Raw genomic sequence first — 12,956 nt, 5'->3', positions numbered from 1 at the left:
GCGACGCGCCGGCGTCAACGGGGGCGAGTGCTCCGGACCGGGCGGCCCGCCCCCTCCGCGCGCCGGGGGCTTACTGCGACGGGGTCGGCTCCGCCTGGGGCTGCGCCGGCAGCGCCTCGTCGGCCATCGGCTGGCCACCGGTACGGCCATTCGCGACCCCGGTGCCGTTCGGATTGGCGGCGACCGTGGATTTGTGGTGATGCACCTTGTGATGCGCCTTCGGCGTCACGGCCGGCGGCGTCGAATCGGCGGCCGCCGTCGTCTGGGCCCCGGCGGCGACCGGCAGCCCCAGGGCCGCCAGCAATCCGGCCGCGGCCAGAGCGTGGCAAGTCGGGTGATGTCTCATCTGTGCTGTTCCTCTCCCTGACCGATCTGTTCGGCCGCCGCAACCTGCCAGCCGACCATGCTTGATCGACCTTGTCCGCGGTGCGGTTGCATCGACCTTACAACAAAACGTTGGCGAAACAAGCGGGTATGTGAGGGTTTGCCGACCCGGCCGGGGCCGGTAGAGCATAAGGATCGCCAGATCAGGAGCGCCGATGACACACTCCCCTCCCGACCTCACCACCGCCCCCTCGTGCGCGATCCGGCCGCGTCTCGCCGTGCTGCTGCCGCTGCTGCTGGCCGGCTGCGGCTACTCGCAGTCGAAGATGGCCCACCAGGCCCAGTACAACATGATCGGAATGACCGCGAACGACCTCGAGGCCTGCGCGGGGCCGCCGGACAAGACCACCAGGCTCAATGCCCGCACCGAGCTGCTGACCTACATCAACAAGCCGTCGGCCACCGGCGGGCTGACGGTCCAGCTCCCGCTCAGCCTCGGCGGCGTGTCGCTGGGCGGCTCGGGCACCTATTGCTCGGCCTCGCTGCGGCTGGTCGACGGGCGCGTGAGCGAACTGCACTACACCGGCGACGACGACATGGCGGTCGGCACCGACGGCGTCTGCGCCGCCCTGGTGCGCGGCTGCATGCGGCAGACCGAGCCGACCATGCATCCCGCCACCGGGCCGTCGAAAACGCCGACCGCCTCGGCCTTCCACAGCCCCGACGTTCCGGCGCAGCCGCCCGTGGCCGAGCTCATCGAGCCCGCGGCCCCGGCCAAATAGGGTTCAGGCGGCCCGTGCGAGCGGCGTGAGGCCCATCGCCTCCGCGGCGATGGCGAACGAGCGCCTCCGGGCCGCATGATCGTGGATCTGGGCGGTCAGGATCAGCTCGTCCGCGCCGGTCCGCGCCACGATCGCGCGCAGCGCCTCGCCGACCTGCGCCGGATCGCCGATCGCCGACACCGACAGCGCCGATCCGGCTCCGGTGCGTCGCAACAGCTCCTCGTCGAACGGCAGCCGCTCGACCGGAGCGGGCAGCAGTCCCGGCTGGCCGGTGCGCAGGTTGACGAAAGCCTGCTGCAGCGAGGTAAACAGGAACCGCGCCTCCGCCTCGGTGGGTGCGGCGATGACGTTGGCTGCCACCATCAAATACGGTTTCGGCCAGGCCGGCGAGGGCTGGAAGCGCTGACGATACACCGCAACCGCCTCGTCGAGGGCGGCAGGCGCGAAATGCGAGGCGAACGCATAGGGCAGGCCGAGGGCGGCGGCGAGCTGGGCACCATACAGGCTGGAGCCGAGGATCCAGATCGGCACCTCCAGCCCGCGCCCCGGGGTCGCCAGCACCGGTGCGGTGCCGGCGAAATAGGCCTGCAGCTCCATGACGTCGTGGACGAAATCCTCCTCGCGGACCAGCGAGCGGCGGATCGCCTGCGCGGTGCGCTGGTCGGTGCCGGGCGCGCGGCCGAGGCCGAGATCGATCCGGCCCGGATGCAGGGCCGCCAGCGTGCCGAACTGCTCGGCGATCAGCAGCGGCGCGTGATTGGGCAGCATCACCCCGCCCGAACCGACACGGATCGTCGAGGTGGCGGCGGCGATGTCGGCGATCACCACCGAGGTCGCCGCACTGGCGATGCCTGGCATGCCGTGATGCTCGGCCAGCCAGTAGCGGTGATAGCCCAACGCTTCCGCGTGCCGGGCGAGATCGCGCGAGTTGGCGAGCGAGGCGGAGGCGTCGGAACCGGCACAGACCGGGGCGAGATCGAGGACCGAGAGCGGGATCATGCCCTCGATGTGGGGAGTATCCCGCCTCGCCTCAAGCGCGCCCGCGCCGGATCACGCTGAATGCGAACCACAGCGTCACCGCGCAGAACACCGCCGCCCCGAGCACCGTCGCGCCGGGTGCAAAGCCCGGGCCGACCAAAGCGAGCAGATCATCGCGCCCCGAACCACCGACGATGCCGGCCAGCACCACCCCCATCAGGCTCTCGCCGACGATCAGCCCCGAGGCCAGCATCACCGCGCGGTTCTCGGCCGCGTTGCGGGCCGCCTCCGGGCGGTGGCGCAGGCTATGGGCGATCACCGCGGACGCGATCGCGCCGACCACCAGCGCCACCGTCACCTCCGGCGGCAGATACAGCCCGATGCCGACCGCGAGCGGCGGCAGCCGCAGATGGCGGCGCGCCCCGGCGCGGCGCAGGATCAGGTCGACGGCGATCAGCAGCGCGCCGAGCCCGACGCCCTGCACGATCGGCGTCCAGTCCTGGCTGCCCAGCACCACGCCGCTGGCGAGCGAGGCCATCAGGGTGGCTTGCGGGGCAGCCAGCGCATGTTCGGGGTCCATGCCCGGATGCGGCATCGCGCCGGCGAAGCCATAGGCGTTGTAGAGCAGGTTGAGCACCGGCGGAATCACCACCGCACCGGAGACGCAGCCGATCATCAGCGCGACCTGCTGCTTCCACGGGCTCGCACCGACGAGCTGGCCGGTCTTGAGATCCTGGAGGTTGTCGTTGGAGATGGTGGCCGCCGCCAGCACCGCGGTGGCGACGAAGATCACCAGCCCGACCGCCAGCGGCCGCGTGACCTGCGCCGGACCGGGCAGCCAGCCGAGGTCGAGCAGTCCCGAGACCAGCAGCGACAGGCTCAGCACGGCGAGGATGGCGATGCCGGAGATCGGCGACGAGGACGACCCGACGATGCCGGCCATGTAGCCGCAGGCCGCGGCGATCACGAAGCCGAAGACGGCGCAGAACAGCGCGGCCAGCAGCGCCACGCCGATCGGTCCGGCCGTGTACGGGGCGGGCAGGAAGGCGAGAAAGGCCGCGAACAGCACCGCCACCAGCACCAGCGCCAGCGGGCCGATCAGCTTCGGCGAGAGGTCGCGGTCGGCATCCGGATTGGCAGGCTCCGGATGACGGGGCGGCAGGATCGGTACCGTCGCCCCGCCGCGCAGGGCGTCGCGCAGCCCGGCGGCGACCGGGCCGGCCAGCGTGCCCAGCGTCCAGAGTGCGGCGATGCCGATGGTGCCCGCACCGATGAAGCGCACGCGATGTTTCCAGACATCCAGGGCGAACGCCGCCGGCGCGACCCCTGCCGGGTGCGGCAGCAGCGCCGTCAGATACGGGGTCAGCACGCCCCAGGCGATCACCAGCCCGACCAGCATGGCGATGCCACCGGCGAGCCCGACGAGATAGCCCGCGCCAAGCAGGGCGAGCGAGAAGCCGCTGGTGAGGCGGAACACCGGGCCGGTGCTGCCCATCGCCAGCGTCAGACCGTCGGCGAGCAGGCGGAAGCCTCCGGTCGCCAGCGCCACCACCGCCGACAGCACCGTGCCGATCACCAGCGAGACCGCGCTCTCGCGCTGGGTGGCGCGGTCGGCGGCATCGGTGCCCGCGCCCACCCGCAGCACCTCGGCCGCCGCCACCCCTTCCGGGTAGGGCAGGTCGGAGCCGGTGACCAGCGCGCGACGCAGCGGGATGGTGAACAGCACGCCGAGCATGCCGCCGGCCACGCACACGATCGCCACCGGCCAGAAGGCGAAGCCCTGCCAGATGCCGGCCATCACCAGGGCGGGCAGCACGAAGATGATCGAGCTCAGCGTGCCGGCCGCCGAAGCCTGGGTCTGGACCATGTTGTTTTCGAGCACGCCGGCGCCGCCGGCGGCGCGCAGCACGGCCATGGAGATGACGGCCGCCGGGATCGATGAGGCGAAGGTCAGACCGATCTTGAGGCCGAGATAGACGTTCGATGCGGTGAAGATCGCGGTGATCAATGCGCCGAGGATGATCCCCCGTACGGTGAGCTCACGCACCGTCCCTGCCCGTCCAGCCTGCATCGCCCCGTCTCGCTCCCCGATCGCGCCGGCCTGTCTTGTCGCCCGCGCCATGGCGGGCGGCAAGCGGCCGGATCAGGGGCCCCGGGCCGGCGCCTGCACGACCGCGAGCAGGATCGAGAATCGGCCGGCCGGATCGGTCCAGTCGGCCAGCACCGTCCAGCCGCCGGCCGCCAGCAGCAGGCGCTTGCCGCGCGGGCCGTATTTGTGGCTGTTCTCGGTGTGGATGGTCTCCCCGGCGCGTATTGCGAAGCGCTCCCCGGCCACTGCGAAGCCGACGTCGCGCAGCGCCTCGAGATGCATCTCGATGCGGCTCTCGTCGTCGTTCCAGCGGGCGACATGGCGGAAGGCGTCGAGCGGGATGTCGGCACCGAGTTCGGTATTGATCCGTGCCAGCAGGTTGAGGTTGAACGCCGCCGTCACACCCTGCGCGTCGTCATAGGCGGCGATCAGCTCGTCGACCGGCTTGGCGCGGTCCATGCCGATCAGCAGCATCGCGCCCTCGCCGAGAGTCGCGGCCATGCTGCGCAGCAGGTCGACGGCGGCAGGAGCGGCGAGGTTGCCGATCGTCGAGCCGGGAAAGAAGCCCAGCCTCGGCATGCCCATCACCTCCGGAGGCAGGTGCAGCGGGCGGGTGAAATCCGCCTCGACCGGGTGGATCGGCAGGTCGGGGAAGGCCCGGGCCAGCGCCGCCGACGAATCGCGCAGGAAAGGGCCCGAGATATCGATCGGCACATAGGCCGAGGGCGCCACCGCATCGAGCAGCAGCGGCGTCTTGGCCGAGGAGCCGGAGCCGAACTCGACCACCACCCGGCCCGCGCCCACGATTTGAGCGATCTCACTGGCCTTTGCCGCCAGCAGGGCGCGTTCGGTGCGTGTGGGATAGTATTCCGGCAGACGGGTGATCTGTTCGAACAGCTCCGAGCCACGGCGGTCATAGAACCAGCGCGCGGGGATCGCCCGCGGACGCGCGGCCAGCCCGGCCAGCACATCGGCGCGGAACGCCGGATCGGCGGCAAAGGTCGCGGTGGCGGCGTCGGCCGGCTCGTTCAGCATCACAGGTCCCTCGCGAGCCGCAGGCCGGAGAACTGCCAGCGCTGGTGCGGCTGGAAGAAGTTGCGATAGGTCGCCCGGCTGTGCCCGCGCGGCGTCGCGCAGCTTGAGCCGCGCAACACGAATTGGCCGTTCATGAACTTGCCGTTGTATTCGCCGATCGCGCCTGTCGCCGGGCGGAAGCCGGGATAGGCGAGATAGGCCGACGCGGTCCACTGCCAGACCTCGCCAAACATCTGCCGCAACCCCTCCCCCCGCCCGGCCGCACGCGGGCGCACCGCATGGGCGGTGTCGAGTCCGGCAGCGGCCGACATCCCGCTGGCCGCGCTCTCCCACTCCGCCTCGGTCGGCAGCCGCGCGCCGGCCCAGTGCGCAAAGGCGTCGGCCTCGAAATAGCTGATGTGGCTGACCGGGGCGGCGTCATCGAGCGGCCGCAGCCCGTCCAGCCCGAACGCGCCCTCCCCGCGCCAGTAGAGCGGTGCGGTAATGGCGTTCGTGCGCGCCCAGGCCCAGCCGTCCGACAGCCAAAGCGAGGCGGTCCGGTAGCCGCCATCGGCGATGAATTCGCGCCATTCGCCGTTGGTCACCAGCCGGTCGGCCAGCGCGTGCGGCGCCAGCCAGACAGTGTGCCGCGGGGTCTCGCAGTCGAAGGCGAAGCCGTCCGCGTCATGTCCGATCGTGACCGCACCCTGCGCGCCCTCGATCCAGCGCAGCGGGGTCGCTGCCTCGGCCGGGACGGGCATGTCCGCCTCGAACAGCGCGGGCGCGAGCGGGTTGAGGGAGAACAGGTGCAGGATGTCGGTCATCAGCAGTTCCTGATGCTGCTCCTCGTGGTGGCAGCCGAGTTCGACCAGAGCCAGCACCTCGTCGGACAGCCCGGCCCAGGCCGCCTCGATCGCGGCATCGACATGGGCGCGCCAGGCGCGGATCTCGTCGAGTGAGGGGCGCGTCAGCAGTCCGCGCGCGGGGCGGGCCAGCCTGTCGCCCTCCGCCTCGTAGTAGGAGTTGAACAGGAACGCATAGCGCCGGTCGAACGGCACATGGCCGGCAACGTGGTCGCGCAGGATGAAGGTCTCGAGGAACCAGGTGGTGTGGGCCAGATGCCATTTGGCCGGCGAGGCGTCGGGCATCGACTGCGCGGAGGCATCCGCATCCGACATCCGCGCCACCAGGGCCAGGCTCAGGGCACGCACGCGGCGGAAGCGCTCGAGGAGAGGGGTCGGCCTGCGGCCGGTGATGTCGAGCGGCATGGGTCGGCCTGACAGTCAGGGGATGACGTCGATCGCGTCTGTGAGCGCTATACGTGGCATCGGTCGATCCGGTTTCACGTCCCGCCGCATCCATCGGCCCCGATCGTCGTTGCCGGTGGCATGACCAGATCCGTCCGCCTGCACCGCCCCGCGCCATTGCCCGCGCCATTGATCGCCACCGTTGCCGTCGCCGCGACGGCGCTGGCACTGGGAGGCTGCGCGCTGCTGATGCGCCATCCGGTCGGCAATCCCGACGTGCCGCAGCCGCGCGGCGCGGTGGATCTGGCACGCTATCTCGGTCGCTGGTACGAGATCGCCCGCTACGAGCAGGTCTTCGAGCGTGGCTGCGACCATGTCACCGCCGACTACACCCTGGGCACGGACGGGCGCATCGGGATCGTCAACGGCTGCATCGAGGCGAACGGCCGCGCGAGTCAGGCCCGCGGCCGTGCGTATGTGGTGGACGGCTCGGGGGGCGCGAAGCTCAAGGTGAGTTTCTTCGGGCCGTTCTATGTCGCGGATTACTGGATCCTCGACCATGACGACGCGGCGGGCTGGTCGGTGGTGGGCGATCCGTCGGGGCGGTATCTGTGGCTGCTGAGCCGGCGCGCGGTGCTCACGCCCGAGGAGGCGAAGGCGCTGGCCGGGCGGGCGGCGGCCCTGGGCTACGACATCTCGATGCTGCGCTGGACCCGTCAGGACTGACGGCGCGCCGCCATCGTCGCCGCCAGCCGCAGGGCCGCGATCAGGCTCGACGGATCGGCGATGCCCCGGCCGGCGATGTCGAAGGCGGTGCCGTGATCGGGGGAGGTGCGCACGATCGGCAGGCCGAGGGTGACGTTGACGCTGTTGGCGACGTCCAGCGTCTTGAGCGGGATCAGGCCCTGGTCGTGATAGAGGCACAGGGCGGCGTCGTAGCGCGCCCGGGCGGTGGCGGTGAACAGGGTGTCGGGCGGATGCGGGCCGGTGGCGTCGATCCCCTCCGCACGCAGGGCGGCGATGGCGGGGGCGACGATGTCGGCTTCCTCCGAGCCGAGATGGCCCGCCTCGCCGGCATGCGGGTTGAGGCCGGCCACCGCGATGCGGGGGGAAGCGATGGCGAAATCGCGCGCAAGAGCGGCGGCGGTGATGCGGCCGGTGCGGATGATGGTGTCGGTGTCGAGGGTCTCGATGGCGCGGCGGAGCGGCAGGTGCACGGTGGCGAGCACGACGCGCAGGTCGGGGCCGGCGAGCATCATCACCTCGCCTCCCGAGGTGCCGGTGAGTGCGGCGAGGAACTCGGTGTGGCCGGGATGGGGGAAGCCGGCGGCCTTGAGCACCGCCTTGCTGATCGGGCTGGTGACGATGGCGGAGACGGCGCCGGACTGCGCGAGGCGGACGGCGGTCTCGATGGCGGCGATCACCGCCGGGGCGTTGGCCGGGTCGGGGTGGCCGGGGATGGCGGGGGCGGCGAGGCGGAGGCCGGACAGGACCGGGAGGGCGCGGGTGTACACGTCGTGTACACACGAAAGACCGGTATCGGCGTCGATTTCGATCATTGGCGCGTCCAGCAAGCAAGGATCGCAAATCGCGATGAACGGCGGGGCACCGTTTCGCCAGGCGCGGACGATGAGTTCGGGGCCGATGCCGGCCGGGTCGCCCATGGTGAGCGCGAGCGGTGCTGCGGTCGAGGATAGCCGACCCCGGGCAGGAGCGGTCATGGCGCGCCGACCACGGCGGCAAGATCGTCCATACGCCGGACGAAGCGGATCGGGGTGCCGGGCAGGCGGATGAAACCCTCGCGGGCGCAGAACGACGCGGCAGACTCGTCCTTGGCGTCCAGCACCATGGTGAAGGAGGCGATCTCGCTGCGAACCGCGCGGGTGATCGCATCCACCAGCAATACCCGGCCCAGCCCGGTGCCGCGGACGGACAGGTCGGTGGCGAGACGGCCGAGAAGGGTGGCCGGCAGGCGGGGATAGCGCGGCAGCTTCCTCGCCTGTGCGGGGGGAATGTCGGACAGTTCGATCGACGTGGCGGACAGGGTGTAGAAACCGATCACCCTGACGCCGTCGGTCGTCGCCACGAACGGGGCCGCCACGCGCCGACGAGCATCCTGACCCGCCTGCTCGCGCAGATAGCGGTCGAGCGCCGGCACGCCGCAGGAAAAGCCGAGGCGATCGTGGGTCGTGGCCAGAGGCTGGATACGAAGGATGCCGCGGTCCAAGGACGGGTCAGCCGCCAGTGGCATCCCGATGCCGCCGGACACTGTCGGCCAGGCGGTCGCCGAGCGGCGGCGGATCGAGCAGGGCATCGACGAAGGCCCGGCTCTGGGCGGCGCCCAGCACCATCACCTCGTGCGCCTCCACGGTCCGCCTGGCCGCGTCCTGCACGCTGCTGACCACGTAATCGGTGACGCTGCGGCCCTCGAGCTCGGCAGCGCGCTGGATCAGGGCCTTTTGGGCAGACGTGATGCGAGCTTCCAGTCGCTCGCCGCGTGCACGATCGACCATCACCCGTGCGCTTTTTCCCATGGCGGACCTCCATGGGAAATGTACGGCCAAATGCCGGCTGGATCAAGGTGGGGGGCTCGCCTTCTAACAATCACGTGCTGGGGCTTGCTGTGGGCGATCAGATACAGGCGCATGATCCCTTCGGAAACCGCATCAGGTTTCGCGAGCGACACAAATAGCGTCGTGGCGGCCGGGGTTCGATCGCACCGGCCGCTGTAGCCGGCACCCAGCCATTCCCGATCAACGATCCCATGGGGGACGGGACCGCGAAACCTTTGGGTGTCATTCCGCCCCCAACTGCACCGGCCACCAGTGGCGCATTTCAACAGCCCCAGGTGTTTTCCGGATGGCTGGTTTTGGGAGGGTGCCTTCGGACGCTGAGCGACCAACAAGGGCGCCCAGTTCTCGTGAACGTTAACCGCAAGAATTAAGCGCTTGTCTGATTTTTTTGCCGGGCAACCGACCTTGCGTTCATTCCCCACGATCTTGCCTGCCCACTTAACAAAATCGCAACGGGTGGATCACGAAACAGTTGGCGAACCACTGACGGAGGGAAGCAATCCGCTACGTCCATCCGCCAAATCCCCCGTGAAGGTCTGCACCGAAAGTCGGTCCACGAGATCGCTAGGCGGATCGCTGTTCTCAAGGATAATGAACTGCGCGCGCCCACTGAGGCTGGCCAGATGAAGGTAGAAATGCTCGTATAGCGTGGTCGCGGCCAGCTCTTTCTCATCGGTAGCCAACGCGCCGTGGCGTGGCACCCGGATCGGCTCTCGGTAGGTGAGAAGCGGCGTGTCGAGCGCCAACACGCCAGGATGAGATAGGCCTTTGTCCTGACAGTAGAGCAAAACCGCGACCTTGAACGCTGAGTGGAGGATAGCGCGGACGCCCTTTCCGTTTGCACCGCGCTCCTTGCCGTCCAGACGTATATCCTGCGTCTGACTGTCGAACGACACGGTCGGATTCCCTGGAAACTTCCAAGCTTGGAGCACCTCAGACACCTTGCTGGCAAATTCATGGCCAGTCGGCCCGTCGATGCCGACGGTGAGTTTCGGCTTGGCCGCAGTTGGGGCCGTCGTGACCTGAGACAATTGCACGGCGAGGCGATCCCGCTCTTCAAACAACTTTAGGCGTTCGCGAACGGTGTCCCGCGCTTCGATCCTCTGTTCGTATTTATCGCGTAATCCCGATTCCTCCGGACGAAGGGCGCCGAGAATCCGCTCCGCCGCTGCCATTCGCCGTTGCAGCCGTTCCGACGTCACGAGATTGGTGGCGAAATCTGCCTCAAGCCCGTTCATCGTGGCGACCAGATCCCGGCGTTCCCGATCGATCCGTGCAATCTCGACGCGGGCCGCTACCGGTGAACGCTCGACATCCTGCCGCCCACGATGGTGCTGATGATCAACCTCGGCACCACATAAGGGGCAAGGGCGGTCGAGCCGCGCAAGAAGGAGATGGCCACCCTGCTCCAGGGCCTCAAGGCGCTCGACGTCGGATTCATAGACCTCCATCAGCCGCGCGAACCGGGCCAGGGTCAGCTCGATCTCGCGGGCCTGGGCGGTCACACGATCCGCTTCGTCGACCATGCGCCGCCGCTCGCGTGTGACCTCGTCGATCCGGCGCTGACGCGTGGCGAGATCACCTTTGATGGCAATCAGCGAGGCGTCGATCCGCTTGCTTTGATCGTCGAGCTGGTGACGAGGGATGCCGATCGCGTCGATCTGCGCGTCCAGCGACGCGATCCATTCCTCCAGCAGTTCCTTCTGGCCTTCCTGGCGGGCCTTTCGGATCTTGGGTGGGACCACCGCCACGATCGCGGAATCGTCCCGCCCGGTCAAAAGCAGGCGGAAGAAATTCTTTTCCGCCGTTGCGCTCGTGTATTGGCCGGACAGGATCGGGCTGCGCGCATCGATGATCGAGCCCTCGTCCACGAAGATGAAGGGGTCGAGGGATCGGAGCGTGACACTGTTCTTCTCGCCATTCTCGTTCTTGACGACGAACTTCCCGCCCAGTCCCAGCGCGCCAAGGAGGACGCTGGTGATGTTCTCCGTGCGGGCGTCATATTCCGCATCCAGCACCCGAAAGGGAAGGCCCGGCGGCGGTTCGTGATGCAGTCCTTCGTAAAGCCGGAACCCGGCGCCCTGAATACCGCGATAAAGGGTGATCGGCCCGAGCGAAGGGACGTCGAGACCCAGCAGGACCGCTTCATAGCCGTCGAGCTGTTCGATCACAGGAAGCGGCGTCGACTTCCCCAGCATGAATTGCAGGGCGGCGAGCGTGAACGACTTGCCGGTGTTCGAGGCGCCATAGATGACGTTGGGGCCATCGGCGAACGGGAGCGTGCTCACCGGCTTCGCGGCGCCGATGAACGACAGATGCCGGAATACCAGGCGCGCGATCATGCAGACGGCTCGTAGAGTGTGCCTTCCCCCTGGAACTCAAGCGTCCACCGCCCGAGCCGCTGGTGCACGACGGTTCGTAACTCCTCTTCCGGGAGCGCGCCGAACCGATCCGCGAGCCATTCCGCACACGATTTCAAGCGCGCGCTATAGGTCGCTTCCATGAGCTCGATGAATGACGGAGCCTCCTCCCCGGCCACGTATCGTACCCCGTCCGCTCCATCGACGAGGGCAATAAGACCGGCGTTCAGCAGCAAATGAACGCCCTCGTCGATCAGCTGCCGGCGCACGAGCAGTTCACCCCCGCGTGACGGCAGGTCGGGGTGCAGGCTGCTGGGGCCTTCCACGTCGGCTGTATGCACGACGAGGTGGTCGAACCACGTCAGCTCGCTGATGGTGCAGGGCCGAGGATAAAAAGCATCGAGCACGACCAAGGCACGCAGGCCCGTCTCCAACGGACTGTTGAACAGAGGCACATCGCCCAGCGCTGCCATCATCACTTCACCCACGGGAGCACTCCGTCGTTGGCGAAGTGGTGGCAGACGCCTTGCTTCACGGGAACCCGCGCATATTTACCGAGGACACCCGAGACCGACACGCTCTTGGCTTCATTCATGACGGCTGCGATCTTCGCCATTATGTCGGCGTGCGAGAGACCATGGGTGTCGAACACGCCGTGGAAGATGTCCTTCTCGAATGTGGCGAGCACGGCTGGTTCTGTGCTGTCCCTGTAATAGCGCTTAAAGGAAGCGGCATCGAAGAACCGCTCCCGTTGAACGCGGAAATGAGCGCCGAACTTGGCATCACCAAGAGCTTTGTCACCCGTGGTGTAAGACGGTGCGCCCTGTTCCTGATAGGCGGCGAGAAGCTGCGCGACGTAGGCAGCCTCTTCCGGCTGCATCGTGTCGGGGACGCTCCCGACCGGAGCTTCACCGGGATCCGCGTCAAACCATTTGACTAGTACGGGTTTCATCTCGTCTGTACGGACGAGCTTGCCGGCCTCAAGCAGCGACACGTTCTGGAAGTCAAAGGCGTCGATGAGCGCGCGTACCTCGTCCGATAGCGGATGACGTTCACCCTCCACCAGATCGTCGGCACACCAGGTGCCCCATTGGTCGATCAAGCGCGGCCCTATCTTGCTGGGATGACCTATGAGGTCTCGAACGGCCCGGACCGCTCCCCTCGGAGCGACGTAATAGAAATGCGCGGGGACGCCGAAATGCCCGGCAGCACTATGGAAAAATATCTTACCCAGCTCACGGATGAATTCCGGTTCGCCCAGTGCTTTCCTGAGCTGCTTGCACTGATAATTGTCCCACGGACCATCGAAACGAGCGGCCGTGCGATAGCCCACGACATCGCGCCCCATGTCTCCTGCACCGGAGAAACGGTCGCTGTCGGGATAGCGCGACCGCATCGACGCGACCCATTCGTCAGTCAGCCGCTCCAAATCCGCGTCATTCAGCGCATATATTCGCGCTGCATAATCCGTCGCACCTGGCCCCAAGGATCGCACTCCCCCGAGAGAACGATTGCCCGCTACCGCACAGATTTTCAATCCTTACTATGCGGTTCTTCTCCGCGGTCAGGGGGAAACTGTATGATCCCAC

General features: G+C 68.2%; 13 protein-coding genes. 2 read left to right on the top strand and 11 right to left on the bottom strand.

The window, feature by feature from the left end; genetic code table 11:
* Positions 1 to 70 precede the first annotated feature (70 nt).
* Positions 71 to 346 (bottom strand): hypothetical protein, encoded by a 276-nt coding sequence (locus tag FHR90_RS05050; RefSeq protein ID WP_183274873.1) that lies wholly within the window; start codon positions 344 to 346, stop codon positions 71 to 73.
* A 193-nt stretch (positions 347 to 539) separates the two neighbouring features.
* On the opposite strand from FHR90_RS05050, the gene FHR90_RS05045 reads away from it, so the two are divergent.
* Complete coding sequence (locus tag FHR90_RS05045) at positions 540 to 1,106, top strand: hypothetical protein (protein ID WP_176626055.1); 567 nt, start codon at positions 540 to 542, stop codon at positions 1,104 to 1,106.
* 3 nt (positions 1,107 to 1,109) lie between these two features.
* Here the strand turns inward: FHR90_RS05045 and FHR90_RS05040 are convergent, their stop codons facing one another.
* From FHR90_RS05040 to egtB, 4 genes are all read right to left on the bottom strand, one after another.
* Positions 1,110 to 2,105 carry an LLM class flavin-dependent oxidoreductase gene (locus FHR90_RS05040; protein WP_176626053.1) on the bottom strand — a complete coding sequence of 332 codons (996 nt, stop codon included), beginning with the start codon at positions 2,103 to 2,105 and terminating at the stop codon, positions 1,110 to 1,112.
* A gap of 31 nt (positions 2,106 to 2,136) precedes the next feature.
* Positions 2,137 to 4,155 (bottom strand): OPT family oligopeptide transporter, encoded by a 2,019-nt coding sequence (locus FHR90_RS05035; RefSeq protein ID WP_183274872.1) that lies wholly within the window; start codon positions 4,153 to 4,155, stop codon positions 2,137 to 2,139.
* A 72-nt stretch (positions 4,156 to 4,227) separates the two neighbouring features.
* Entirely contained in the window at positions 4,228 to 5,208 is a 981-nt protein-coding gene (gene egtD, locus FHR90_RS05030; RefSeq protein WP_176626244.1) for an L-histidine N(alpha)-methyltransferase, read from the bottom strand.
* Positions 5,208 to 6,455, bottom strand: coding sequence for an ergothioneine biosynthesis protein EgtB (gene egtB, locus FHR90_RS05025; protein ID WP_183274871.1), 1,248 nt, complete (start codon positions 6,453 to 6,455; stop codon positions 5,208 to 5,210). Before egtB ends, egtD begins: the two co-directional genes overlap by 1 nt.
* Positions 6,456 to 6,575: 120 nt before the next feature.
* On the opposite strand from egtB, the gene FHR90_RS05020 reads away from it, so the two are divergent.
* Positions 6,576 to 7,160, top strand: a complete 585-nt coding sequence (locus FHR90_RS05020) for a lipocalin family protein (protein WP_176623000.1) — start codon at positions 6,576 to 6,578, stop codon at positions 7,158 to 7,160.
* Here the strand turns inward: FHR90_RS05020 and pdxA are convergent.
* From pdxA to FHR90_RS04990, 6 genes are all read right to left on the bottom strand, one after another.
* Positions 7,151 to 8,155 carry a 4-hydroxythreonine-4-phosphate dehydrogenase PdxA gene (gene pdxA / locus FHR90_RS05015; protein WP_176623002.1) on the bottom strand — a complete coding sequence of 335 codons (1,005 nt, stop codon included), beginning with the start codon at positions 8,153 to 8,155 and terminating at the stop codon, positions 7,151 to 7,153. The genes FHR90_RS05020 and pdxA overlap by 10 nt on opposite strands.
* Positions 8,152 to 8,661, bottom strand: a complete 510-nt coding sequence (locus FHR90_RS05010) for a GNAT family N-acetyltransferase (RefSeq protein WP_221188212.1) — start codon at positions 8,659 to 8,661, stop codon at positions 8,152 to 8,154. Before FHR90_RS05010 ends, pdxA begins: the two co-directional genes overlap by 4 nt.
* Positions 8,662 to 8,668: 7 nt before the next feature.
* A complete protein-coding gene (locus tag FHR90_RS05005) occupies positions 8,669 to 8,968 on the bottom strand; it encodes a type II toxin-antitoxin system TacA family antitoxin (protein ID WP_218061985.1) in 300 nt (99 codons plus the stop codon).
* Positions 8,969 to 9,468: 500 nt separating this feature from the next.
* Positions 9,469 to 11,349: a hypothetical protein gene (locus FHR90_RS05000; protein WP_176623006.1), complete on the bottom strand. Its 1,881-nt coding sequence runs from the start codon at positions 11,347 to 11,349 to the stop codon at positions 9,469 to 9,471.
* Positions 11,346 to 11,855, bottom strand: coding sequence for an ABC-three component system middle component 2 (locus tag FHR90_RS04995; RefSeq protein ID WP_218061986.1), 510 nt, complete (start codon positions 11,853 to 11,855; stop codon positions 11,346 to 11,348). Before FHR90_RS04995 ends, FHR90_RS05000 begins: the two co-directional genes overlap by 4 nt.
* Positions 11,843 to 12,853: an ABC-three component system protein gene (locus FHR90_RS04990; RefSeq protein WP_176623008.1), complete on the bottom strand. Its 1,011-nt coding sequence runs from the start codon at positions 12,851 to 12,853 to the stop codon at positions 11,843 to 11,845. Before FHR90_RS04990 ends, FHR90_RS04995 begins: the two co-directional genes overlap by 13 nt.
* Between the last annotated feature and the right edge of the window lie 103 nt (positions 12,854 to 12,956).

The organism is Endobacter medicaginis (assembly GCF_014192375.1).
GTDB lineage: Bacteria > Pseudomonadota > Alphaproteobacteria > Acetobacterales > Acetobacteraceae > Endobacter > Endobacter medicaginis.
Note: the sequence above shows the minus strand (reverse complement) of the source record. Positions and strands in the feature narration are given on the sequence as shown.